Genomic DNA, 22781 nt, shown 5'->3' on the forward strand with positions numbered 1-22781 from the left:
GCGCAGGGTCAGGCCCGAGGGAAAGACGGTGCCCGCGGGCAGGCCGCCGTCGTTGGCCACGATCGCGACGTTGTCGCGCTCGTGCATGGTGATGTGCAGGGGTGGCCTTGCCACCGCTTCGAGGCGGATGTCCATCGCGTCACTTCGCGGTGGCGGGCACCATCGGCGGCTGCAGCTTGCGCGCAGGCGCCCTGTCCCCGCTGGTGGCCAGCACCCACACGACACCGGCGGCCACGAGGTCCAGCACGGCCAGGACGACGAACAAGGGGCTGTAGCCGACCTGCGTGACCAGCACGCCGAACAGCGCGGTGAAGGCGGCCGCGCCCAGGTAGCCGGCCATGCCGCCCATGCCCGTCGCAGTCGCCACTTCGTTCTTGCCGAACATGTCGGAGGTGAGCGAGTACAGCGCGCCCGACAGCGTCTGGTGCGCGAAGCCGCCGACGCACAGGAGCGCGATCGCCATGTAGGGGCTCGCCACGAAACCGACGCTGGCCGGGCCGATCATGCAAAGCGCACCGAAGACGAAGACCATCTTGCGCGAGGTGAACAGCGACACCTTGCAGTACTTGTGGAAGAACGGGCTCAGGTAGCCGCCGAGGACGCAGCCGATGTCCGCGGCCAGGAAGGGCATCCAGGCGAACATCGCGATCTCCTTCAGGTTCATGTGCCGCTCGGTCATCATGTAGAGAGGGATCCACGCATTGAAGGTCTGCCAGGCCGGCTCCGAGAGGATGCGGGGCAGGCCGATCGCCCAGAAGTTGCGGCTCCGGATGATCTCGGTCCAGCGGCGCTTGGTTGCGCCCGCGTCGCTGTGCCTGGCTTCCTGGCCCGAGACGATGTGGTCGCGCTCGGCATCGGACAGCAGCTTCTGGTCCCGCGGATGGCGGTACAGCGCCATCCAGATCACGCTCCAGACGATCCCCAGCACACCGACGATCACGAAAGCCCATTGCCACTGCCCGTGCAGCAGCGCCCACACCACCAGCGGCGGCGCGAGCAGCGCGCCGATGGACGAGCCGATGTTGAACCATCCGATGGCGACCGAGCGTTCCTTGGCCGGGAACCATTCGGACGTGGCCTTGACGCCGGCCGGAATCCCGGCGGCTTCGGTCAGGCCGAGCAGGCCGCGGAAGAACGCGAGGCTTTGCCAGCCCGTCGACCACGCCGCGGCGGCGCAGGCCACCGACCAGGCCAGCGCGAAGGCGAAGAAGCCGATCTTGGTGCCGATCGTGTCGAGCAGATAACCGGCGACCGGCTGCATGAACGCATAGCAGAGCTGCCAGGACACCACGATCCAGGCGTACTGCTCGGTCGTGATGTCGAGTTCCTTCATCAGGGTCGGCGCGGCCACCGACAGCGTGTTGCGGGCGAGGTAGTTCACGATCAGGCCGGCGGTGACCAGGCCGACCATCCACCAGCGGATGCCTTTGATCTTCATGTCGCGTTATCTCCAAGTACGTGGGTCGAGATGTCTGACCTGTGCTGTCCCCGTGTCCGATCAAGTTGGCAGGCGCTGGTCGATCCCTTTTGCGTGTCAGTTGTAGGTTGTCCGACAACAGGGTGAACTATCTACGATCGAATGCGTGCCAAAAATAGGGATTACCCGGATGAATAGCGTGCAGCTTGGCCCTGAATGCGACATTTCATCATTGGATGTCCGATGACAAGTGTTGAGGAATGTGTCTGCCGGGGCTGCTGCCCCGCTCACTCGGACCGATTCCGGCGATCTATCATGTGAAGATGTCGGACATCCCACACTCCCCGCCCGAACAGCGCGCAGAGGCGCGGCCCGCGGCATCCGCCCCGATGCCCCGCGTCGGCCGAAACGGCAGGGGCCTGGCCCACGAGCTGGTTGCCACGTTCACCGGCAAGCTGCGCAGCGGGGCCATCAAGCCCGGCGAGCGGCTCCCCACCGAATCGGAAATCATGCAGGCCTTCGGCGTCAGCCGCGGCGTGGTCCGGGAGGCGCTGTCCCGGCTGGGCGCGGCCGGGCTGGTCCAGACCCTGCACGGCATCGGGACCTTCGCGCTGGAATCCGCCCCGCAGAGCCGGTTCCAGGTCGAGTCGCCTTCGCTGGACGGGTTCGCCGACATGCTTGACGTGCTCGAATTGCGCGCAAGCCTCGAGTCCGATGCCGCAGGCCTTGCTGCCATGCGGCGCACCGACGAGCAGTTACACGAGATGCGCAATGCGCTCGAGGATTTCGGGCGCCACCTGACGACCGTCGGCGACACCGTCGCGCCGGACTTCCGCTTCCACATGGCCATTTCGCAGGCGGCCGGCAACCGCTACTACGGCGAGCTGATGGGCCAGCTCGGGCTGGCCGTCATTCCGCGGACCCGGGTCGCTTCATCGTGGCTCGACATCGAGCGACGTACCGAGCATCTCCAGAAGGTGAACCAGGAGCACCAGGACATCTATGCCGCGATCGAGCGGCGCGACCCGGAGGCCGCGCGCGCCGCGATGCGCATCCATCTCGTCAACAGCCGCGAGCGCCAGCGCAAGGCCTACGCGGCCGAGGCCCGTCCCGACCCGCGCTAGTGCCCGTCACTGCACCTGCTGACCCGTCACGTTGATCTCGACGCGCCGGTTCGGCTCCAGGCAGGCGATGAGGGCAGTGCGATTCTTGGCCTTTCCCTGCGCCTTGCAGTCGGCTTCGGTGACCTTGAAGTTCGTCGCGCCGCGCCCTTCGGTCTGGATCACGTTGGGCGGCACGCCCACTCTCACCATCTCGTCACGCACCGCATTCGCCCGCGCCACGGACAGGCGCTGGTTGTGATCGGCGGGGCCGAGCGGGTCGGTGTAGCCGACCACGACGATCGAGCTTGGCTTGACGTTCGTGGTCTTGAGTTCCTCGACCAGTGCGTCGACCCGATCGCGGCCGCTGGGTGTCAGCTGCGCCTTGTCGAAGAAGAACGTGCCGGTGGATGCGAGTTCGAACTTGCGCACCGGCGGGGGCGGCGGTGGTGGTGGCGGTTGCATCGACGGAGGCGGCGACGGTGCGGCCGCCTGCGCGACCACCGGAGGAGGCCCGAAGGGGATCTGCAGACCCACCGTGAACAGCCAGTCGTGCGCGTGGCCCTGGTTGACCAGAGCCCTGGAGCTGGTGTTGTCGTCATAGCGGTAGCGTATGTCGCCCACCAGGCGGCCCCAGGTGGAAAACGGCCAGACGATGCCGGCGCCGGCATTCGCCATGAAACCCGTCTTGCTTTGGTTGATGAACAACCCGTCGACTTTGTCATCGATGGCGCCGATGCCGCCTACGAGATAGGGCTGAATGCTGTTCGACTGCCAGAGGCGGAATCCCTGGCGGCCCATGAAGAACCACTGCGCGTCGAGCGAGCCGCTCCAGATCTTGAACTTGTCCCCGCTGAACGGGCCATTGGACTTGCCATCCAGCTCCTCGTACTGGGTGCGCAGTTCGATGTTCCAACTGGGGCTGATGGGCTTGCCGATGGCGAGCCCTCCGCCCCATCCGTTGTCGGCATGGCGGTTGCTGTCCGCATTGATGTACGTGCCGAAGGGCGTGATGTACCAGCGGTTGTCGAAGTACTGGTCCGAGGTATAGGACTGCGCAAGGCAGGCCGCGGTGGGAACGGCGAGCAGGCAGCAAGCCGCGAAGACGCGTCGATCGATCATGGAAGCCTCACCTGTCAGAGTTGACGAGAGCCAGAGCCCATGCCCCCGGGGAAGCCAAATTAGTGGCCCCCGTGACTGGTAGTTGGCGCTTACGCAACCGAATGTTCGCGCCTCCAGGGGGCCCGGGTACCGGTGGTTTCAAACCTTTCACGGACGAGGGCTGCTGAGTCGCGGCTCGGCAACGGTGCGGGGGCGCTGCCAGTCAGCGCGATCGCATGAGCCTCGGTCCGGGGGGGCGGTTCGGGGCCGGGACTTGCGGGCTTCGCCCGGGGGAACGTGTGGGTTCGGGATAGGAACCCGACTCCATTTCGGGGGATTAGGGTTTACCCTATGATTCAATCCATCGAACAGGAGCTCCCCATGACCGCACTGACCTCACTCGCACTTCTCGTCCTGGTCATCGCCAATGGCGCGATGTACGCTGGCGCGATGGAAGAAATGGCCGGTCACACTGCCTCGGGGCTCTTCGGCCGCTGACGCCGCCGCCTGTTCACCCCTTGTCTCCTCCTGTCCCGTTGGATAGGTTTCAGCCGCGTGCAGCAATGCCCGCGGCTTTTTTCTTGCAGAGCGAAGATTTCGCGCTCCCGCGGCCCTTACATGCCCCACCGCAACGCCGCGGTATGGACGGGCGCATCCCACAGCGCGAACTGCGCGTCGTCGAGCGCACTCACCGTCACCGAGCAGCCCGCCATTTCCAGCGATGTGACGTAGGAGCCGGTGAGGTGCCGGGCCACCTTCACCTGATGGCCGGCCAGCACCTTGTGCACCGCGTTGACCATGAGGTAGAGCTCCAGCAGGGGCGTGCCGCCGAAGCCGTTGACCAGCAGCAGCACCTGCTGCCCGGCCTTGAGGGACAGATCCTTGAGGATGGAGCCGGTCAGTTCCTGCGCGATGTCGTCGGCGCTGGCCAGCTTGATGCGGCGCCGGCCCGGCTCGCCGTGGATGCCCACGCCCATCTCCATCTCGTCCGCGCCAATCTGGAAGGTAGGCTTGCCCGCGGCCGGCACGGTGCACGAGGTGAGCGCGACGCCCATCGAGGCGGTCGCCTTGTTCACCGCGTCGCCCAGTTGCTTGAGCTTGCGTAGCGGATCGCCGCGTTCGGCGGCGGCACCGACGATCTTTTCCACCACCAGGGTGCCAGCCACGCCCCGACGGCCGGTGGTGTAGGTGGAGTTTTCCACCGCCACGTCGTCATTGACCACCACGGTCTCGTTGTCGCAATCGACCATCTCCGCGGCCATCTGGAAGTTCATCATGTCGCCGGAGTAGTTCTTGACGATGAACAGCACGCCCGCGCCGGTCTCCACCGATTGCGCCGCTGCCAGCATCTGGTCCGGCGTCGGCGAGGTGAAGATCTGGCCGGGGCAGGCCGCATCGAGCATTCCATGGCCCACGAAGCCGGTGTGCAGCGGTTCGTGTCCCGAGCCTCCGCCGGAGATCAACGCCACCTTGCCGGGCTTGGGCGTGCGGCGGCGCACGAACTGGGCGGCCTCACCCAATGTCACGATGTCGGCGTGCGCTGCCGCAAAGCCGTCCAGCGATTCGGACAGCATGTTCTCGACGTCATTGATGAGCTTCTTCATGGTGCTGGGCCTTCGGCAAGAGTGGCCTTCATTCAGGCGGGAAGCGAAGAGGGTTGCGCGCTCGCGGGAGCATCGAGGCTTTCACAGATCGCGCCGATGATCAATGCAGTGGAACGCGAACCCGGGTCCACGTGGCCCAGCGCCCGGTCGCCGAGGAAGGACGCGCGGCCCCTGGTGGCATCCAGCGCCGCGGTGGCGTCGGCAGCGTCAAAAGCACAGGTGCGCACGCGCTTGACGAGTCCCTCGCCGCCTTTGGCCAGAAGCCTTTGCACCGGGTCGAGCACATCCAGCAATGTCTTCTGGCCGACCTGTGCCTTGCCAAGGCGGGTGAGCGCCTGGATCGCCGCATCGAGCGCCTGGGCCAGGCCCGCTGCGTTCGGCGGATCGGGCAGTTGCTTGCCGAGGGTGACCAGCAAGGTGCCGAACACCGGCCCCGAGGAGCCGCCGATGGTCGACATGCAGGTCATGCCCATCGTGCGCAGCGCCTCGTTCAGCGACTGGCCGGCCAGTTCGCCCTGCTTGCCCTGGATGGCGAGCGCGCCGCGTCGCATGTTCAGCCCATGGTCGCCGTCGCCGATGGCCTGGTCGAGCGCAGTGAGCTCGTCCACATGGTCGATCAGCGTCTGGGTGGCGCGGTGGATCAGGTCGTTGGTGTTGGGCTTCAAGTGAATCTCCCGGGTGTTGGGGTCAGGCGCTGGCGCCGACGCGCCGGCCGCCGGCGTCGAACCAGAGCGGTTGCAGCAGCTCGACGCGCACCGCGTCATCGGGCTCGAAGCTGTCGCCGGCGCGGGCGGAGACGATCCACTCCTGGTCGCTGCCCACCGGCGCCACGTGCACGAGATGGCGGTCGCTCAGGCGTTCGATGCGGCGCACACGGGCGGCGCGGTGCGCATCGTTGTCCGAGTGCTGGTGGATGCGCATGTGCTCCGCCCGAACGCCCACCGTCACCGCTTCGCTCGGCGCAGCCACGGCGGGTACCAGCGCACGGGCGAACAGATTGATCCGCGGCGAGCCCAGTCGCGCCGCGACCTGGCTGGTGCTGGGGTTCTCGTAGATCTGGCGCGGCGTGCCCACCTGCACCAGCTGCCCGCCTTCGAGCACGCCGATGCGGGAGGCCATGGTCATCGCCTCGACCTGGTCGTGTGTCACGTACAGCATGGTGGCGCCCAGATCCTGCTGGATGCGCTTGAGCTCCAGCCGCAGGTCGTTGCGCAGCCTGGCGTCGAGCGAGGACAGGGGCTCGTCCATCAAGTACAGCTGCGGGTCGCGCACCAGCGCCCGGCCGATGGCCACGCGCTGCATCTGCCCGCCCGACAGGCGCGTGGCCGGGTTCCCGAGCTTGTCTTCGATGCGCAGCAGCCGCGCGACCTCCGTCACCTTCGCGCGGATCTGTGCCTCCGGCGTGGGGCGCAGCGGCGAGCGCAAGGGAAATGCCAGGTTGTCGTAGACGCTCAGATGCGGATAGAGCGAGTACTGCTGGAACACGAAGGCCACATCCCGCAGGGCCGGTGCCGTCGTGCTGACGTCCTGACCGGCGATATGCACGTGGCCGGCATCGGGCCGTTCCAGACCCGCGACCAGACGCAGGGTCGTGGTCTTGCCCGCGCCGCTCGGTCCCAGCAAGACGAAGAACTCGCCGCTGGACACATGAAGCTGCAGGTCGGCCACTGCCTGGACGGCGCCGAAGCGCTTGCTGACGCCGGTGAGTCGAAGTTCAGCCATGCCGGCCTCCCGGGCGCCGCACGGCGTGCAGCGCATCGTCTCGCGCGGTGCGAAGCGCTCGGCCGCTGGCCGCGTCGAAGAGCGAGACCGCCCGCGCATCGAATGCGAGGCCCACGTGGTCTCCGCGCCGCGGAGGGGTCGCTGCATCGACCTCGGCACGCAGGGACGCGCCCTGGGCGGTGGCCAGCGTCACCACGGTGCACGAGCCCTGGTACTCGGTGCCCAGCACTTCGGCCCTCAGGGCCGAATCATCGGCAAGGCGCACGTTCTCGGGTCGCACGCCCGCCAGCAGCAGGCGCGTCGAGACGTCTTCGCGAATCTGCGGCACGCCCAGGCGCGCGGGTCCGATCCGGATCGCCTCCTCGCCACGCGCCAGGGCGGCCTCGAAAGGCAGGAAGTTCATGGCTGGCGCACCGATGAAATCAGCGACGAAGACGCTCGCGGGACATTCGTACACCTCGCGCGGCGGACCCAATTGCTCGACCGTGCCTTCGTTCATGACGGCGATCACGTCGGCCATGGCCATGGCCTCCATCTGGTCGTGCGTCACATACACGGTGGTGGCGCCCAGGCGGTCGTGCAGGGCGCGCAGCTCGCGGCACATCAGTTCGCGAAACTCCGCGTCCAGAGCGCCCAGCGGCTCGTCCATCAGGAAGGCCTTGGGCTGGCGCACGATGGCGCGCCCCAGCGCCACGCGCTGGCGGTCGCCGCTGGAGAGTTGCGACACCGGCTTGTCCAGCAGGTGGCTGATGCGCAGCGTCTGCGCCGCCGATTCGACCTGGCGGGCGATCTCGGCCCTGCCCATGCCTTGCGATACCAGCGGGAACGCGATGTTGCGGCGCACGTTCATGTGCGGGTAGAGCGCGAACATCTGGAAGACGAAGGCAATGTCGCGTTCCGAGGCCCGCTTGAAGCTCACGTCTTCGTCGGCCAGGAAGATCTGGCCCGAGGTCGGGAGCTCCAGTCCGGCGATCATGCGCAGCGTGGTGGTCTTGCCGCAGCCCGACGGGCCCAGCAGGCAGAAGAACTCCCCGTCGCGCACTGCGAAGCTGGAGTCCTTGACGGCGGTGAAGTCCGCGAAGGCCTTGTGCAAGTGATGGACACGGATCTCGGACATGTCAGTCCTCCCGCCGGGCCGCCCCAAGGGCGGGCTGCGCCCCCTCGGGGGGCAGGAGCGAAGCGAAGTTGGGGGTCATGAGCTACTCCGGAAACTTCGACACGATCATGAATAGCGCCGTGCCCGCTAGCGTCGTGAGGAACGACCAGGTGAACAGCACCATGGCCAGCGGCTGCAGCATCATGAACAGGCCCGCGGCGATCACCACGCAGGCCACCATCTCCATGGGCCCGCGCCTGAGCCAGCGAGGCCAGCGGCGGGGCGCGGGGGCCGTGCCCGTGGGGGATGGGGACGTGTTCATTTGCGTACCGCTCCGAAGGTGATGCCCCGTAGCAGGTGCTTGCGCAGCAGCACGGTGAAGACCAGGATGGGAATGAGGAACAGCGTGGTGCCGGCAGCCACGGCCGGCCAGTCCTGTCCGCCCTCGCCGATGATGATCGGGATGAAAGGCGGCGCCGTCTGGGCCGCGCCGGAGGTGAGCAGCACGGCGAAGGCGTACTCGTTCCACGCGAAGATCAGGCAGAAGATGGACGTGGCCACGATGCCGGTGGTGGCCTGCGGCAGCACCACCTTGCGAAAGGCCTGCAGGCGCGTGTAGCCGTCGACCATGGCGGCCTCTTCGTATTCGCGCGGGATCTCGTCGATGAAGCCCTTGAGCAGCCACACCGCCAGCGACACGTTCACCGCGCTGTACAGCAGGATCATGCCAAGGCGCGTGTCCGACAGTCCCAGCTCGCGGTACATGAGGTAGATGGGAATGGCCACCGCGATGGGCGGCATCATCCGCGTGGACAGGATGAAGAACAGCAGGTCGTCCTTCAGCGGCACCTTGAAGCGGGAGAAGGCATAGGCCGCCATCACGCCGAAGCCCACCGAGAGAACGGTCGAGCCGAACGCGATGATCAACGAGTTGATGAAGCGCGGCACGTAGTTCGACGGGCCGGCGATCACCATGTTGTCCGCGCGCGCGACCTTGTCGCAGGTCTCGGTGGCGGGCGGCAGGGCTGCGATGTACTCGGGCGTCTGGCGCGAGCGGGTGGTGAAGAGGTTGCAGTAGCCCTGCGGCGAGGGCGTGAACAGGATCTTGGGCGGATAGCTGATCGAGTCCGGTGGCGTCTTGAACCCGGTGAGGATGATCCATACCAGCGGGATCATCGTCAGCAGCGCGTAAAGCACGACCACGGTGCCTGCGAACAGGCGGGTGCCGCTGCCGGGCTCGACCACCGAATGCGCCGTGCTGATGCCTTGGCTTGTCATGTCGGGCTCCTCGTCTCAACGGTTCTTCACGTGGTTGAGCGCCTTCACGTAGATGTTGGCCAGGCCGAACACCGCCACGAAGAGGATGATGGCGAAGGCCGACGAATAGCCGGTGCGCCATTTCTCGAAGGCTTCGCGCTTGAGCGTGATCGATGCCAGCTCGGTGGCCGAGCCCGGCCCGCCCGAGGTGAGCAGGTTGACCATGTCGAACATCTTGAAGTTCTCGATGCCGCGAAACAGCACCGCCAGCATGATGAAGGGCAGCACCATCGGCAGCGTGATCGACCAGAACTGCCGCCAGGGCGAGGCGCGATCGACCTCGGCGGCCTCGTAGATGTAGTCTGGAATGGATCTGAGGCCCGCGAGGCAGATCAGCATCACGTAGGGCGTCCACATCCAGGTGTCGACGATGATGATTGCCCACGGTGCGAGCTTCACCGAGCCGATCATCTCGAAGGAGGAGGGCGGCACGCCAGTGAGGAAGGCCACCGCGTAGTTGAACAGCCCCGTCTGCGGCTGATAGAGAAAGGCCCAGAAGTTGCCGACCACTGCCGGCGACAGCATCATCGGGATGAGGATCACCGTGGTCCAGAAGCCGTGGCCGCGGAACTTGCGGTCGATCAGGTAGGCCATCGTGAAGCCGATCAGCGTCTGCAGGGCAATCGTCCAGAACAGGAAGTGCGCAGTGGCCTGCATGGCGACCCAGATGTCCGGGTCGGTGAGCACGGAGACGTAGTTGTCCAGCCCCACGTCGACCACGCTGGCGTTGGGCCGGTTGGCCCGGTAGTTGGTGAACGACAGCTTGATCGTCCAGATCAACGGAAAGATGTTGATGGCCAGCAGCAGCACGATCGTGGGGCCCACGAAGAGCCAGGCGAGCGCCTTGTCCGACAGCCCGCGCAGTCGCCGCGCCACGCCTGGCGGCGTGGCTTGCGCCGCGCGGGTGGCGAGCGCGGGCGGGCCTTTCATCATCGGTGGGCGGAGGGCGCTCACGGCCTGCTCGCTTACTTGGCGGCCTTGCCGTCGTCCTTGAAGACCTTGCGCCAGTCGACCACCAGGGCATCCAGCGCTTCCTTGGCGGTGCCCTTGTCGGCCACGACGTAGTCATGCACGCGCTTCTGCATGGCGAGCAGCAGCTGCGCATACGAGGGCTCGGCCCAGAAGTCCACCACCATGCCCATGGAGTCGAGGAAGGCCTGGGCGAAGGGCGAGCTTTGGGGATAGGCCGGGTCGTCCAGCACCGCCTTGGCCGCCGACGATCCGCCGATGGCCTGCCACTTCTTCTGCACCTCGGGGCTCGCGAACCACTTGATGTACTGCAGGGACTCGTTGCGGTTGGCCGAGTACGACACCACCGAGATCCCTTGTCCGCCGAGCTGCACGCCACGGGTCTTGTCCGACGGGTTGGTGAAGAAGCCGATCTTGTCGCCGCCCACGTTCGGGTCCTTGTACAGGCCGGGGAAGAAGGCGAACCAGTTCATCATCATGGCCACCTGGCCGGACTTGAAGGCGTCCAGCCCCTCGCTCATGTAGGCGTTGGTCAGCCCCGGTGGCGTGCTGCCCTTGTAGAGCGCCTTGTAGAACTCCAGCCCGCGCACCGCATCGGGCGAGTTGACGAAGCCGTCCATCGCATACGGCTTCTTCGGATCTTCGTACTTGAAGCCCATGGGATAGAGCACGTTGGTCACGCCCATGGTGATGCCTTCGGATCCGCGCTCGGTGAAGATGTAGGCGCCGTAGACCTTCTTGCCGTCGATCGTCTTGCCCTGGAAGAACTCCGAGACCTGCTTGAACTCGGCCCAGGTCTTGGGCGGCGCCAGGTCGCGGTTGTGCAGCTTCTTGAATTCCGCCTGCAGCTCAGGCCTGGCGAACCAGTCCTTGCGGTAGGTCCAGCCCACGGCATCGGCCATCGCGGGCAGCGCCCAGTAGTTCGGGGTGTTCTTCGGCCACTCCGCATAGCCCACCACGGTGGCGGGCGCGAAGTCGGTCATCTTGATGCCCTCCTTCGCGAAGAAGTCGTTGAGCTTGACGTAGTGGCCCTGCTCGGCCGCGCCGCCGATCCACTGGCTGTCGCCGATGATCAGGTCGCACAGCTTGCCCTTGGAGTTGAGCTCGTTGAGCATGCGGTCCGCGAAGTTGGTCCACGGCACGAATTCGAACTTCATCTTCACGCCGGTCTTTGCGGTGAAGTCCTTCGACAGCTCCACCAGCGCGTTGGCGGGATCCCAGGCGGCCCAGCACAACGTGATGGTCTTGTCCTGCGCGCGCACCGAAGTGCTTGCGAGGCCCAGGGCGGCAACGGCGGCCAGGGCAACCATCCCCGGCAACATCTTTTTCGAGAGCAGATTCATGGAGGTCTCCAAAAGGTTCGGGTTCGGGGCACTTACCGGGCAGCCGCGACTTCGTTCCTCAGTGAAGGTTCTCGGCCGTCAGGATCTCGATGCGCGGCTGCACCACGTTGAGTGCGCCGCGCACGTTCTCGCAAAGGGCGCGCAGCACGCGCGCCGCTGTCGATACGCAGTAATGAATGTCCTGGTGCAGGACGTAGGAGAGGCTGTTGGTCCCCAGCAGCGAGGCATGGGCATCGGTGAAGTCGTGCGCCACCACGCCTGTGCAGGCCGTGAGGCCTGCCTGCGCGAGCGCGCGTGCAACGCCCGCGCTGCCGGCGCCCACGTTGTAGATCCCCGCCACGCGTGCCGGCTCGACTTCGTCGCGCAGCACCTGCAGCAGTGCCTCGCAGGCGCCGTCCTCGTCGGGCGGCAGGTCGCTGGTGCGCAGCATCGTCAGTTCGGGAAAGCGTTCCTCCAGCACCTGGGCGAATCCGATGCGCCGCTCGATCTCGGAAGACAGTCGCGTCGCCTGTGAGGAAAGCAGGAGCACGTCACGACCCTTTTCCTGGCCGGCCATGCGTCCGAGCAGCAGACCTGCGGTGCGGCCGGCGGCGCGATTGTCAGCACCGATGTAGGTCTCGCGCATGGAGCCGGCCACGTCCGAGAAGAGGGTGACCACATGCACGCCGGCGCGCACCAGTTCGTTCACCGCGCGCTTGATGGGGGGCAGGTCGGGTGCAAGCAGCGCGATGCCTTCGCAATCACCCGCTTCAGCCAATTGCTCGGCAAAGCGCGCCGGGTCCGATGTGTCGATGCGGTGGGTGATCTCGGTGATGTGCGCGTGGCGGAAGTCGCTTGCAGATTGGGCGATCTGCCGCTCGACCAGTTCGAAGAAGGGCGTTTCCTCGGCCGGCAGCACGAAGGCAAAGCGTGCGTTGGCGCTCTTGCGCGGGCGGCCGGGCTGCTGCTGGGGTGCGCCCAGTTCCTCGACCGCTTGCAACACCCGCTGGACCGTCTCGGCGTTCACCCCCGGGCGGCGATTGAGCACCCGGTCCACCGTGGCCGTGCCCACCCCGGCGGTGCGAGCGATGTCGGCAATGGTGGGCGCTGCGGACATGTCTGATGTGGATTTGATTCATTGCATCGTATTCACATCAATAATTAAATCAATCAGGGTTTTGGAGCATTGGACGTCGGCGGGTCGTCGTCATCGACGACGTCGAAAAGGAACGACTGCGAGCGAAGCCTCCTCTTGTCGAACCGGGCTTCCCATGGAAACCGCCCCTTTCCATCAGGCCAGACGACCTGCAGGTAGCTGTACCGGCCGCGCGCGAGCTGGGCCGGGACGAGCAGCCTGACCCGATCCGCATCCGCCCGGCGGGGCATCAGAGGCACCGCCGCAGCGCCGACGATCATCACGCCTTCGTGCGCCGGCTCGCCCGCTTTCACGCGCTGCGCGATCACATCCATCACGACCTCGGCCTGCGCCGGTGCGACGCCGAACATGATCAGGTCCGGATGCGCGAAGCTCTTTTGCAGGCCGACCGTGTAGACGAAGGTCACGGCCGCGCGGCCCGTGCCGACGCCCGCCATGGCCCAGCCGTCCTGGGCGATGCGGCGCCTGAGCGTGGCGATGACCTCGGGCTGGATGAACATCCCGACCACCATACCGCCGGACCGCGACCCATCGTCGGGCACCGCGGTATCGCTCGTCACTGAAAGCAACCGCGGCAGCGGCCGCCTCAACCGTCCCGTGGTTCCAGCGGGGTTTCCAGGTTGAGCTGATAGAACGCCGCATCCAGCCAGCGGCCGAACTTGAAGCCCACCTGCGGCATCGTGCCCGAATGGACGAAGCCCAGGCGCGTGTGCAGGCCGATGCTGCCCGCATTGGCCGCGTCGATGCAGCCCACGAGAACGTGAAGCTGCGCCTCGCGCGCACGCCGGATCAGCTCGCGCAGCAACCGTTCGCCAAGGCCGCGGCCGCGATGGTCGCGATGCACGTAGACACTGTGCTCGACCGTGTACTTGTAGGCCGGAAAGGAACGAAACGTCCCCCAGCTCGCGAAGCCCAGCAGGCTGCCCGACGCGTCGACCGCGCCCACGACCGGAAAGCCGCCCGCGCGCTTGGCGGCGAACCAGGTCGCCATGGCTTCGCGCGGCCGGGGCACGTAGTCGTAGAGGGCGGTCGAGTTGACGATGGCGTCATTGAGGATCTCGAGAATGACCTGTGCATGCTCGGCCTCGGTGCATTCGATCAGGCGGACTTCGTCCTTTGATTCGGCGGTGTTCATTCAGGCTCCTGGTGGGTGCGCAGCTTCGGTGCAGAGGGCCACGATGTAGCGCGCCGATTGCCGCGTGGGGTTGCTGTAGATCAGCGGCTGGTCCAGCCGCATCGCGAGGCAGTCGCCTTCGCGCAGTTCGTGGAGCTGCTCGCCGAGTGTCAGGTCGATGCGGCCCTTGAGGATCCAGATCTGCTGGTGGACGACGTTCTCCCTCGACCCGATCTCGTAGGCGACGCGCGCGCCCGGAGGGAAGTCCACCTCGACCAGATGCAGCGGCGAGGGCCATCCCGGCGGCGAGATATTGCGCCGCATGTAGCCGGATTCCGGATCGCGCCAGATCGGCTGCTGCGCACGGCGCACCAGCCGCTCCACAGGCGCGTCCTCGCGCCCGCCGCCGAAGAGGCCCGCGAGCGGAACGCCGAGGCCGGTCGCCAGCTTGTCGAGCACGACCGCCGTGGGGCTGGCGGCGGATCGCTCGATCAGCGAGATCATCGACCGGCTGACGCCGCTGCGCGTGGCCAGCACGTCCAGCGAGTAGCCGCGCGCGGTGCGGAGCTCGCGCACGCGGCGCGCGATGCGCTCGTTGACGCCTGCGTCGGCGTCAGGTGTGATCGGATCTGATTCCATCATCATGGAGACATCTTCCATGATATTGGAATTTCTTGTCAAGTTGCGGTGCCGCGCAGCGCGAGCACACTAGTAGCTGTTCTAGGTAAATAAATGCGCAAACACGGGGCAAGAAGAGAGCACTTGCCTCAGCAGGTTGCAGGTTGGTCTAATGACGATAAGAGGGTTCGTAGAGCTCGCGCTCATGAGTCGGGTGGCGTACTCGCCTCCCTCACAAGCGGGAACGAACAGGCGTTATGGAGCGAGCCCTATACCCGCTCTGTGCCTCAGAGCAGTCACTGGACGAAAGCATCTCATCCGTCGGGATCGTGCCCGTTGCGGACCTTCCGGATCTCCGGAGATCTCTGATTCTTCACCATCTTATTGCTCCCGTGTTTGCCGCGCGGGCCAGTTTGCGCAACACGGACCACCGCCTCGGCCCAGGCCAGGGCGGCACGCACCCGCGGGCTCGCATCGCTCAGGACGCCAGGAGATCTTCCAGCGACTTGCCACCAACGTTCGCTTCTTCGGGCCACCGCGGTTGGCGACTTCGGTCAACTTAGATTTACCGCGCGTTGCTGTGCGCCTTGAGGAAAGTTGAGGGTCCGTGAAGCAACAATGCCTGCGGGTCGCCATCCACTGCACTGCAGTTCTGGACGAAAGGCATCAAGGCCAGCGCAGTCAGACGGATCATGACCACGGCCATCCGCCAGGAAAACGTGTTCATGATGCGTCCTCTGCATGCGTGGCGGCAATTTCAGTGCCGCTCGTCGTGGCCCTTCTGCGGCCAGACCCGCGTCAACGTGCCCTGAAGTACGTTGGGGGGCGTATTGGGCAAGGGAGCCGTCATGATGGTCCATCCCTTGTCGCCGTTCGGCGCCATGTAGATGCCGTGAGTCGGTCCGTTCGCAAACGTGATCAAACCCGTGCAGTCTCGGTCGAGCGTGTAGCTCGCGGCGGTCGTGCCGACGCTCCTCACGATGGCGCCGTTCGCGCTGATGATTGAATTCGGCGAGCTCGCTGAGCCCTCGCCATTGAAGTCGATCTGCTCGATGATGGCCCTAGGCACAGCCCCGCCACCCACCGGGATCGCGAAACCGCTGGCCGCCAGCACGTACGAACCATCCAAGGTTCGCAGGCTGCATTGCTGCGGACCATCGCGTCCATCGTCTGCCAGGCCCGGCGCGGACCAGGCTATTGCGCTGATTGCCAATGCGGCACCAGTCCATGTTTTTCTCATGTACATCTCCACGTAAACGGGTTGATGTGCGTTCGCCGTTATTTGCCAAGGCTTGCCGAGGCGGGGTTGGGAAGGGTCGAAGGCGGCACCTTGCTGTTGAACTTGGATCCGCTCGCCACGTTCTGGTCGGGCGCCGATGCGGTTTCCCTCGCCCCTGCAGCCACGGCTGCCGGGTCTGCGGTCCCCTTGAAGTCGCCGAAGCCGCGCGTGCCAGTGGCGCCGTTCTGGTCGGGCGCATTGGCCGTCTCGACGGCTTCCCGGCGCACCTTTTCAGGATCGGCGGTCGAGGTGAACGGACCGAATCCACGTGTTCCGGCCGCGCCGTTCTGGTCCGGGGCATGGGCCGCCGCGATGGCCTCGGCTTGCACGTCTGCGGCGCTTCTTCCGGTGGGCGCGTTCTGCGCATGCAGGCCGCTGCTGGCGAGCGCGAGGATGGCAGATCCGACAAGGTAGGGCAGTGTTTTCATGGCGATGGCCTTTGCTGGGTCAAGACATCGGACCATGCAGGAGCGCCTGGTTGCCGACCCGCACAAGGTATGTGTGCTGGCGCGATGCGCCACGTTCGTGCGCCGATCAGGCGACGAGTTTTGGCCGATCGATGACGATGATTCGACGAATCGAGCCGTCGCGGCTGCTACTTGCGAAAGTTGGCGTCCAGGAACTCGATCAGGTCGAGCGTGACGTTGGCCTTGCGGGTGGGATTGGTCCACCCCGATCCACCATGCTGGATGCAGGACTTGCGCATCTCCATGATCAGCGCGCCCGAGTCGTTTTCCGCGAAGGTCTTGCCGTTGTAGGTCGATCGCCCGTCAGGCTCGACGGGCACGTAGCAGTTCACGAAGGTTTCCATGACCGGGTCGCGAATCACACGATTCAACAACGGGTGTCCATCGAAGCCGTTCGATGCACCCCTATAAATCTTGACGACAACCTGGCCGCCTGCGGCAGCGTACTCGTTCGCCAACCTTTCACATGGCTTGACGCCTGTGATGTCGTCATTTTCGGCAAGGGCCATGAATATCTTTGTGCCCGCCCGAGGTTCGCGCGGGTGAAAGAGGCATCCTGCGCTGATGGCCATCGCCAGGGCGAAGCGCTCCTCTTCATCTTGAAGAAACGTTCGGTCTGCAGCAAGGAGCGCGATCGTTCCTCCACGACCCGTCCCCATGATGGCCAACTTGTCGGCCGGGTAGCCGATCGAGATCAGGTATCTCCGCGCAGCGAAGGCGTCTCTCATTTGCGCGGAGGTGCTGAGTTGGGTGTTGTCGGCCTGGGTGCTCTGAATGCCGCGCGGTCCATAGGTGTCTATGGCCAAGGCTGCATATCCGGCCGAACTCAGCGATCGGCCATAGTGCCCCTCCCGCGCGTCACTCCATCCGCTCGGCGAATTGACGATAACCACGGCGCCCAAAGGCGCGCCGGCGGGCTTGAAGAGCATCGCCGGTATCTTGAGATCCATCGCGCCCGCTTTCAGAGATCGGAAGGTCACCGCCTCGCCGCCTTTCGGTGTTTCAAATCTGTCGCGAAAGAGTACTTGGGGGGGCGCCCCCGGCAGTTGTGGTTGTGCATGTGCAAGGACCGCGACAAGCGCCGCGCCAACCGTTGCGATGGTGGATGCGATTGCGTGCAAGCTCTTCATTTGCCGCTCTCCGGAAGTCCCGCCTTTCGAAGGCCCTCAACCAGCCTCGCACGCTGAGCGAGAAAGGAAGGGTCGCTGGACGGGTAAGTGAGAACGACGTAGGCGATGTTGCTCAAGGGCAGCATCTGACGGTGTTTGGCCATGTTGGCGGTGGCGGCGGCATCCCTGCCGTGCAGCGCATCGATGGCGGCGAGCATGAGGTAGGGCTTTCCGTTGTTCGGAAACTCCGCCGACCACTTCATCAGGATTTCATAGGCTTCGTCGTCGCGCCCTTGCGCAAACGCCGCATCGGCCAGGCTCTGGTTGAGTAGTTGTTGGCGCCGTGTCTGGTAGGGGCGCAGGTCGGTGACTTTGTCGATGTGCTGCTGTGCCTCGGCGAAGCGACCCTGCCTGATCAGCGCGTTCGCCAGGCGAAGGTGCCCATTCTGGTAGTCGGGGCTGATGTCGAGAGACTTTTTCCACACCCACAGGGCTTCGTCCGGCCGGCCTCGCAGCATCAGCATTTCAGCCCACGACGTGAGGTTCTGCGGATTGTCCGGCGCGAGGTCCAGCGCCCGCCGGACCACCTTCTCGGTGATGTCCAGTTCTTCGCGGGGCGATTCGCTCTGGAGGGAATAGAACTCCAGGAGGTGCGCCGCCCCCACCCAAATGGATGCTTCGACCGAGTTCGGATCGATGCTTGCCGCGAACTCGAACCGTTGGCGAGCCCGCTCGAAATCTCCCTTGGTGCTCCCTTGATCCAGGTCGCGCAGGCCGAGCGCAATGGCGTCCACCGGGTCCCTTTCGTGCCCAGGGAGCCTTGCCCGTTCAGTTTCGATCTCGTAGTACCGCGCTCGGAGGGCATTTGCCACATCCAGGCCATACGATGAGCGCTCGGCCTCGTCGTCGCTTTTGAATGTGGCGTCCTGCAAAAGGTAGACGGCTCCCGAGGCGATCTCCGTCAGATAGGTATCCACCCGGATCGAATCGCCGTCGCGCGTCACCCGCCCGCCTATGACGAACCGGACACCCTGATCGCGGCCGATATGCTCAAACTCGGGAGTTGCCGAGTCCTGGTGGACGGTGGCCGCGCGTCCGATCACCCGCGTGCCCGTCCGCACCAGATGGGTGCCGATCGTATCCGCCAAGTCGTCGCCCAGTGTCGACCCCGCAGCCCTGCCACGCTTGTCGTTGAAGGCGAGCACGGCAATCGCCCGCCTGTTGATGATCTCCTGGTCAATGTTCACAGAGGGTTCCTCGCGTCGATACCAGGCACCGGTCGCGGCGAGAGTGGCAAGCGTCAGGACGCCGGCGGCCGGCCACCCCCACCATCGCCGTCGGACAGCGCGGGGTGGAGTGCGTGCGTCTTCGTCGGCGGATGGCGGTGGCAGGACCGTGACTCGCGTGTCGAACATGTACCCGCGCCGCGGCAGGGTCTTGATGATCTGCTGGTCCCTGTCACCCAATGCGGTCCGTAGATCCTTGACGCATTGGACGAGGGAGTCGTCGGTGACGACCACTGCGCCCCAGAGCGCCCGGATCAACTCATCCTTGCCAAGGACGCGACCTTCATGCGAGAGGAAATAGCGGAGAAGCGCAAGGGACTTGGGCGACAGCGGAACGACGACATCGGCCTTGCGGAGTTCCTGCCTTGCGGGCTCGAACACGAATCCCGCGAACGACACCACGCGTTCGCCATCGGACGGATTCCCGGACGACTCGTGTTCGGCCGGAGCCGGATTCGCTGCTGGATTACTCACCCCTCCACCTCGTCGGCATGAACCCTCGGCCATTGGCGCCGCGGGAGCATTCTGTTCTCTTTTCGGTGCACCGCACGCATCTCCTGCGCTGCTGTACCGATGGTTGAGCGAAGTTTCAACGATGGCTGCACGACTTTTAGGTGAATCGTAGCCGCGCTGCGGCCAAGGCGGCCGAATGCCTGCATGGAACAAGCCAGCAAGGGCAGCGTGCACCACGACATGGTGCTGCTCGACGAGCGCGCAACGAACTCCTCATGGCGTGCTGCGGTGGGTCGCTGACGCCCGAGTTGGTGCTGGACCTCTGAGCGCGAACCACACGTCGATCCGTGTCGGCGTCATCGGTTGCGGCGCCATCCGCTTCGAGCCGATGGCGGCCTCGCAGTGAGTGCAGTCTTTCAAGAGGGCGGGGCGGACTGCGGCTTCGTGCCCAAGGCGGACATGAATGGCGATTGCCGTCAATGCCTCGCCGCGCCGGGAGCGCAATCTCCAGGACTCGTCAGGCGGACGGGGGCGCTGTTGACTCAGTGCACAAGCGCGTCCAAGTCTCGGTGGATTGAGCGTCCTCGTCCGAGACGCGGCGTCCACCTGCTCATGCTGAGGCCGCGGCCAAGCCGCTTGCGATAGTCTCCACCACGCAATGCGCGAAGTACTCGGCTGCAGGTGTCAACGGCACGTCGCCTCGGCTGAGGATGGCCAGTTCCAAGTCGAATGGCTCCAGTCCAGTGCCCTTGATGGGAACGATGTCGCGCGTCTCGGGATTGCCTAGTAGGGGCTGCGGCATCAAGCTCACCGCGTCGGTCCTGCGCTGAAGCGAAAACGCCTGGAGTGCATCGCACACCAGGTGGCGCTTCGGCGCTTGCACCCCGGCGCGCGCAAACATCGCGGCCAACCTCTTGCTGCGCTCCTCGTCCAGCGGGCGGGTGAAGATCCATTCGTGCTCGACCAGCCCCTGGGCGTTGGGGGATGCCAGCAAGGGGTGGCCGCTGCGCACCACCACCATTTGAGGAATACGGCGCAGCCGCTGCACGTGGAATTCCTCGCTCTGCAGCTCGCCCGCGTCGGCCGCCACGACCGCCAGATCGAGCGTGCCATCGCGCAGGCGTGGCAGCACGCGCACGATGAGTCCGTCGCTGAACTCCACATGCACTCGCTGAAAGCGCTGGCGGAACCAGTGGAAGGCGCCTCCCAGCGAGGTCAGCGAGATGAAGGGATTGATGCCCACGCGCAGCGTACCGCTGTCGTCGCCGCCGGCCTGTCGAAGCTCTTCGCGTGCGAGTTCGGCTTGGCGCGTGATCAACCGGGCACGTGTCACCAGAAGCTGTCCAGCCTCGGTCAGCTCGACGCCGCGCGAACGCCGGATCAGCAGTGCGGCCCCGGTCTCTTCTTCCAGCCCTTGCACCGCTTTGGTGATGGCCGACTGCGACAAGTGCAGATACCTGGCCGCGGCCCGGATGCTGCCTTGGTCGACGACGGCGACGAAGGCCCGGAATTGATGCATGTTCATGGGGTTGAGTGATCTCTTGCGGTGTTCACGAAGCAATTTTTGATTCTTCCGGAGAACGGTCCCCGTGCCTAGCATTCATGCAAATCCGCAGCCCCGCAAGGAACACCATGCTGACCCGCCGCCAACTGATTGCCGCCTCCGCATCGCTCGTGCCGCTGGGCTTGACAGCCCCGGTACGAGCCGCCGCCCCCTACCCGTCCAAGCCTGTGCGCTTCGTGGTGCCGGCGCCAGCGGGCTCCCCGGTGGACACCATCGCCCGCAAGTTGGGTGACGCCGTGGCACGCGACCTGGGCGCCACCGTGGTCATCGACAACCGCCCGGGCGCCATGGGCAGCATCGGCGCCGCCGAAGCAGCGCGATCCCCCGCCGACGGCTACACCTTCCTGTTCACGCTCGCCGACCCGCTGGTGTCCGCCACCGTCATGATCAAGTCGCTGCCCTACAAGCCGGCAACCGCATTCAGCCCCATCACCAAAGTGGCGGTGGGCATCGGCCCGATGCTTGTGGCCCGCCCGGGGTTGAAGGCCAACAACTTTTCGGAGCTTGTCGCGCTGGCCAAGACCGGCACCCCGCTGAGCTATGGATCCTGGGGTCCCGGCACGACGCCGGTGCAGATCATGGAGTCGGCTGCTCGCCAGGCCGGCGTGCAGTTCCGCGAGGTGCCCTATCGCGGCTCGCCACCCGCGCTGCAGGACCTGCTGGGCGATTCGATCGACACCACCTTCCTCGCGCCCTTCGTGGCGGCGCCGCTCATAGCCGAAGGCCGCATCAAGGCGCTAGCCACCGTGGGCACGAAGCGCCCGGCGTCGCTGCCCGGCGTGCAGACCTTCCCGGAGGCCGGCTTCTCTTCCTTCGTGTTCACCAACTGCCTGTGGGTGGGCCTGCTGGCCCCTGCCGGCACGGACGAAGCCATCCAGCGCCGCGTCGGCGACTCGGTGCGCAAGGCAGTGCACGGCGATGAATTCGGCAAGTACCTAACCAGCATCAGCTTCGATCCGGTCGGCAACTCGGCTGCCGAATTCCGGCAAGACATCGACAAGGAGGCGCAGGTCATCCCGGCTCTTTTGCGCGAACTTGGGCTGCAGCCGCAATAGCCATCGATCGCTTTTTCTTCCCACCGCTCTCCATCACTTCACTGGAACAACCATGCCCACCATCCAGCGCGACGGCGCACAGCTCTACTACGAAGTCCATGGCGAAGGCCATCCGATCGTCTTCATCCACGGCGGTGGCGGCAACTCCATGGCCTTCTACCAGCAAGTGCCCTACTTCCGCGACCGGTACAAGTGCATCACCGTCGACCTGCGCGGCTTCAAGAACTCGCCCTGCCCGCCGGACAAGGCGCATCCCAGTCATTTTCCGGACGACATCCGCGCGATTCTCGATGCCGAGCGCATCGACCGCGCCGCCTTCGTCTGCCAGTCGCTGGGCGCCTGGGCGGGCCTGCCCATCGCAGTGCGCACACCTGAGCGCGTGTCGTGCATGTTCATCAACGGCTCGCCCACGCCCGCGTATTCACCTGATAACTGGAAAGTGATCCAGCGTGCCAACGGCATCTTCCTGGGGCCGGACTTCTCGCGCGGAGCCGGCGTGGGCTGGAACCGCGCCACGCTCAAGGCGCGGCCGGATCTGATCTTCCTGTACTCGCAGATCAAATCGCTAAACCCCCCCTTCAACTCCACCACCATGATGGACGACTGCATCAAGCTGCACCCGGCTGACTTCAAGGGCTACGCCGTGCCCACGCTGGTGGCTGGCGGTGCGCACGATGATTTCCTGAATCCGGAGAGCCACTTCCATGTCGGCAGTCTGATCCCGGGAAGCGAGATCTACACATTCAAGGATTCGGGCCATTCGGCGTACTTCGAGCACGCCGAGGAGTTCAACCAGGTGGTGCAGCGCTTCCTGGATGCACACGTACCACGCTGACACACGCGCGGTCCGTGGAAACTGTGATGCGTGAGTCACCCTTCCGTGTCCCAAGGCGTTGAGCGCTACGGCATCAGGCTGACCGCATCGGTTCTTCGCTGCAGGGAAAACGCCCGCAACGCGTCGCACACCAAATGGCGCTTCGGCGGCTGCACGCAGGCATCCGCAAACTGGCGGCGGCGCGTTGATGCCTCCGT

General features: G+C 65.5%; 23 protein-coding genes. 3 read left to right on the forward strand and 20 right to left on the reverse strand.

Going from position 1 to position 22781, the window contains the following annotated elements; all coding sequences use genetic code 11:
- Nucleotides 1–139 precede the first annotated feature (139 nt).
- Nucleotides 140–1438, reverse strand: coding sequence for an MFS transporter (locus BLW05_RS32810; protein WP_093168698.1), 1299 nt, complete (start codon nucleotides 1436–1438; stop codon nucleotides 140–142).
- A gap of 368 nt (nucleotides 1439–1806) precedes the next feature.
- Between BLW05_RS32810 and BLW05_RS32815 the strand changes: the two genes are divergently transcribed.
- On the forward strand, nucleotides 1807–2541 hold the full coding sequence (locus tag BLW05_RS32815; protein ID WP_093168787.1) for a FadR/GntR family transcriptional regulator: 735 nt from the start codon (nucleotides 1807–1809) through the stop codon (nucleotides 2539–2541).
- Between the two features lie 6 nt (nucleotides 2542–2547).
- Here the strand turns inward: BLW05_RS32815 and BLW05_RS32820 are convergent, their stop codons facing one another.
- The 19 genes from BLW05_RS32820 to BLW05_RS32905 all read right to left on the reverse strand — a co-directional run bounded on the left by BLW05_RS32820 (nucleotide 2548) and on the right by BLW05_RS32905 (nucleotide 20655).
- Nucleotides 2548–3639, reverse strand: coding sequence for an OmpA family protein (locus BLW05_RS32820; protein ID WP_093168700.1), 1092 nt, complete (start codon nucleotides 3637–3639; stop codon nucleotides 2548–2550).
- A 593-nt stretch (nucleotides 3640–4232) separates the two neighbouring features.
- Complete coding sequence (gene dhaK, locus BLW05_RS32825; protein WP_093168702.1) at nucleotides 4233–5222, reverse strand: dihydroxyacetone kinase subunit DhaK; 990 nt, start codon at nucleotides 5220–5222, stop codon at nucleotides 4233–4235.
- Nucleotides 5223–5254: 32 nt separating this feature from the next.
- Nucleotides 5255–5887: a dihydroxyacetone kinase subunit DhaL gene (gene dhaL / locus BLW05_RS32830; RefSeq protein ID WP_218135265.1), complete on the reverse strand. Its 633-nt coding sequence runs from the start codon at nucleotides 5885–5887 to the stop codon at nucleotides 5255–5257.
- A 22-nt stretch (nucleotides 5888–5909) separates the two neighbouring features.
- On the reverse strand, nucleotides 5910–6944 hold the full coding sequence (locus tag BLW05_RS32835; protein WP_093168789.1) for an ABC transporter ATP-binding protein: 1035 nt from the start codon (nucleotides 6942–6944) through the stop codon (nucleotides 5910–5912).
- Nucleotides 6937–8061: an ABC transporter ATP-binding protein gene (locus BLW05_RS32840; RefSeq protein WP_093168705.1), complete on the reverse strand. Its 1125-nt coding sequence runs from the start codon at nucleotides 8059–8061 to the stop codon at nucleotides 6937–6939. Before BLW05_RS32840 ends, BLW05_RS32835 begins: the two co-directional genes overlap by 8 nt.
- An 82-nt stretch (nucleotides 8062–8143) precedes the next feature.
- Nucleotides 8144–8362 (reverse strand): hypothetical protein, encoded by a 219-nt coding sequence (locus BLW05_RS32845; RefSeq protein WP_093168706.1) that lies wholly within the window; start codon nucleotides 8360–8362, stop codon nucleotides 8144–8146.
- The gene (locus BLW05_RS32850; protein ID WP_093168708.1) at nucleotides 8359–9318 is read right to left on the reverse strand and encodes a carbohydrate ABC transporter permease; all 960 of its coding nucleotides are present in this window, start codon (nucleotides 9316–9318) and stop codon (nucleotides 8359–8361) included. Before BLW05_RS32850 ends, BLW05_RS32845 begins: the two co-directional genes overlap by 4 nt.
- Before the next feature lie 15 nt (nucleotides 9319–9333).
- Nucleotides 9334–10290, reverse strand: a complete 957-nt coding sequence (locus BLW05_RS32855; protein ID WP_177142917.1) for a carbohydrate ABC transporter permease — start codon at nucleotides 10288–10290, stop codon at nucleotides 9334–9336.
- 32 nt (nucleotides 10291–10322) lie between these two features.
- A complete protein-coding gene (locus tag BLW05_RS32860; RefSeq protein WP_256330616.1) occupies nucleotides 10323–11669 on the reverse strand; it encodes an ABC transporter substrate-binding protein in 1347 nt (448 codons plus the stop codon).
- Between the two features lie 58 nt (nucleotides 11670–11727).
- Complete coding sequence (locus tag BLW05_RS32865; RefSeq protein WP_093168710.1) at nucleotides 11728–12765, reverse strand: LacI family DNA-binding transcriptional regulator; 1038 nt, start codon at nucleotides 12763–12765, stop codon at nucleotides 11728–11730.
- 53 nt (nucleotides 12766–12818) lie between these two features.
- A complete protein-coding gene (locus BLW05_RS32870) occupies nucleotides 12819–13364 on the reverse strand; it encodes a DUF4262 domain-containing protein (protein WP_143045004.1) in 546 nt (181 codons plus the stop codon).
- Between the two features lie 26 nt (nucleotides 13365–13390).
- A complete protein-coding gene (locus BLW05_RS32875; protein ID WP_093168714.1) occupies nucleotides 13391–13939 on the reverse strand; it encodes a GNAT family N-acetyltransferase in 549 nt (182 codons plus the stop codon).
- Nucleotides 13940–14557: a helix-turn-helix domain-containing protein gene (locus BLW05_RS32880; RefSeq protein ID WP_371127010.1), complete on the reverse strand. Its 618-nt coding sequence runs from the start codon at nucleotides 14555–14557 to the stop codon at nucleotides 13940–13942. It lies immediately after the preceding gene.
- Between the two features lie 544 nt (nucleotides 14558–15101).
- A complete protein-coding gene (locus BLW05_RS36215; protein WP_177142910.1) occupies nucleotides 15102–15263 on the reverse strand; it encodes a hypothetical protein in 162 nt (53 codons plus the stop codon).
- Between the two features lie 30 nt (nucleotides 15264–15293).
- Nucleotides 15294–15776, reverse strand: coding sequence for a hypothetical protein (locus BLW05_RS32885; protein WP_143045005.1), 483 nt, complete (start codon nucleotides 15774–15776; stop codon nucleotides 15294–15296).
- A gap of 38 nt (nucleotides 15777–15814) precedes the next feature.
- Nucleotides 15815–16243, reverse strand: coding sequence for a hypothetical protein (locus tag BLW05_RS32890; protein WP_093168720.1), 429 nt, complete (start codon nucleotides 16241–16243; stop codon nucleotides 15815–15817).
- Nucleotides 16244–16410: 167 nt separating this feature from the next.
- On the reverse strand, nucleotides 16411–17412 hold the full coding sequence (locus BLW05_RS32895) for a dienelactone hydrolase family protein (protein ID WP_093168722.1): 1002 nt from the start codon (nucleotides 17410–17412) through the stop codon (nucleotides 16411–16413).
- A complete protein-coding gene (locus BLW05_RS32900; protein WP_177142911.1) occupies nucleotides 17409–19151 on the reverse strand; it encodes a tetratricopeptide repeat protein in 1743 nt (580 codons plus the stop codon). The genes BLW05_RS32895 and BLW05_RS32900 overlap by 4 nt, the downstream gene beginning before the upstream one ends.
- A 589-nt stretch (nucleotides 19152–19740) precedes the next feature.
- The gene (locus tag BLW05_RS32905; protein WP_177142912.1) at nucleotides 19741–20655 is read right to left on the reverse strand and encodes a LysR substrate-binding domain-containing protein; all 915 of its coding nucleotides are present in this window, start codon (nucleotides 20653–20655) and stop codon (nucleotides 19741–19743) included.
- Between the two features lie 107 nt (nucleotides 20656–20762).
- Between BLW05_RS32905 and BLW05_RS32910 the strand changes: the two genes are divergently transcribed.
- On the forward strand, nucleotides 20763–21749 hold the full coding sequence (locus BLW05_RS32910) for a Bug family tripartite tricarboxylate transporter substrate binding protein (protein ID WP_177142913.1): 987 nt from the start codon (nucleotides 20763–20765) through the stop codon (nucleotides 21747–21749).
- 52 nt (nucleotides 21750–21801) lie between these two features.
- The gene (locus BLW05_RS32915) at nucleotides 21802–22584 is read left to right on the forward strand and encodes an alpha/beta fold hydrolase (RefSeq protein WP_093168730.1); all 783 of its coding nucleotides are present in this window, start codon (nucleotides 21802–21804) and stop codon (nucleotides 22582–22584) included.
- The last annotated feature ends 197 nt before the right edge of the window (nucleotides 22585–22781 follow it).

Origin of the sequence: Variovorax sp. YR216, assembly GCF_900107745.1 — a bacterium.
Lineage (GTDB): Bacteria > Pseudomonadota > Gammaproteobacteria > Burkholderiales > Burkholderiaceae_C > Variovorax.

Excerpts from the sequence above, each read along its gene's own strand:
- BLW05_RS32810 (WP_093168698.1), bottom strand. The coding sequence starts at position 1,438 with ATGAAGATCAAAGGCATCCGCTGGTGGATGGTCGGCCTGGTCACCGCC.
- BLW05_RS32815 (WP_093168787.1), top strand. The coding sequence starts at position 1,807 with ATGCCCCGCGTCGGCCGAAACGGCAGGGGCCTGGCCCACGAGCTGGTT.
- BLW05_RS32820 (WP_093168700.1), bottom strand. The coding sequence starts at position 3,639 with ATGATCGATCGACGCGTCTTCGCGGCTTGCTGCCTGCTCGCCGTTCCC.
- dhaK (WP_093168702.1), bottom strand. The coding sequence starts at position 5,222 with ATGAAGAAGCTCATCAATGACGTCGAGAACATGCTGTCCGAATCGCTG.
- BLW05_RS32835 (WP_093168789.1), bottom strand. The coding sequence starts at position 6,944 with ATGGCTGAACTTCGACTCACCGGCGTCAGCAAGCGCTTCGGCGCCGTC.
- BLW05_RS32840 (WP_093168705.1), bottom strand. The coding sequence starts at position 8,061 with ATGTCCGAGATCCGTGTCCATCACTTGCACAAGGCCTTCGCGGACTTC.
- BLW05_RS32845 (WP_093168706.1), bottom strand. The coding sequence starts at position 8,362 with ATGAACACGTCCCCATCCCCCACGGGCACGGCCCCCGCGCCCCGCCGC.
- BLW05_RS32850 (WP_093168708.1), bottom strand. The coding sequence starts at position 9,318 with ATGACAAGCCAAGGCATCAGCACGGCGCATTCGGTGGTCGAGCCCGGC.
- BLW05_RS32855 (WP_177142917.1), bottom strand. The coding sequence starts at position 10,290 with ATGATGAAAGGCCCGCCCGCGCTCGCCACCCGCGCGGCGCAAGCCACG.
- BLW05_RS32860 (WP_256330616.1), bottom strand. The coding sequence starts at position 11,669 with ATGAATCTGCTCTCGAAAAAGATGTTGCCGGGGATGGTTGCCCTGGCC.
- BLW05_RS32865 (WP_093168710.1), bottom strand. The coding sequence starts at position 12,765 with ATGTCCGCAGCGCCCACCATTGCCGACATCGCTCGCACCGCCGGGGTG.
- BLW05_RS32875 (WP_093168714.1), bottom strand. The coding sequence starts at position 13,939 with ATGAACACCGCCGAATCAAAGGACGAAGTCCGCCTGATCGAATGCACC.
- BLW05_RS32880 (WP_371127010.1), bottom strand. The coding sequence starts at position 14,557 with ATGGAATCAGATCCGATCACACCTGACGCCGACGCAGGCGTCAACGAG.
- BLW05_RS36215 (WP_177142910.1), bottom strand. The coding sequence starts at position 15,263 with ATGAACACGTTTTCCTGGCGGATGGCCGTGGTCATGATCCGTCTGACT.
- BLW05_RS32885 (WP_143045005.1), bottom strand. The coding sequence starts at position 15,776 with ATGAGAAAAACATGGACTGGTGCCGCATTGGCAATCAGCGCAATAGCC.
- BLW05_RS32890 (WP_093168720.1), bottom strand. The coding sequence starts at position 16,243 with ATGAAAACACTGCCCTACCTTGTCGGATCTGCCATCCTCGCGCTCGCC.
- BLW05_RS32895 (WP_093168722.1), bottom strand. The coding sequence starts at position 17,412 with ATGAAGAGCTTGCACGCAATCGCATCCACCATCGCAACGGTTGGCGCG.
- BLW05_RS32905 (WP_177142912.1), bottom strand. The coding sequence starts at position 20,655 with ATGAACATGCATCAATTCCGGGCCTTCGTCGCCGTCGTCGACCAAGGC.
- BLW05_RS32910 (WP_177142913.1), top strand. The coding sequence starts at position 20,763 with ATGCTGACCCGCCGCCAACTGATTGCCGCCTCCGCATCGCTCGTGCCG.
- BLW05_RS32915 (WP_093168730.1), top strand. The coding sequence starts at position 21,802 with ATGCCCACCATCCAGCGCGACGGCGCACAGCTCTACTACGAAGTCCAT.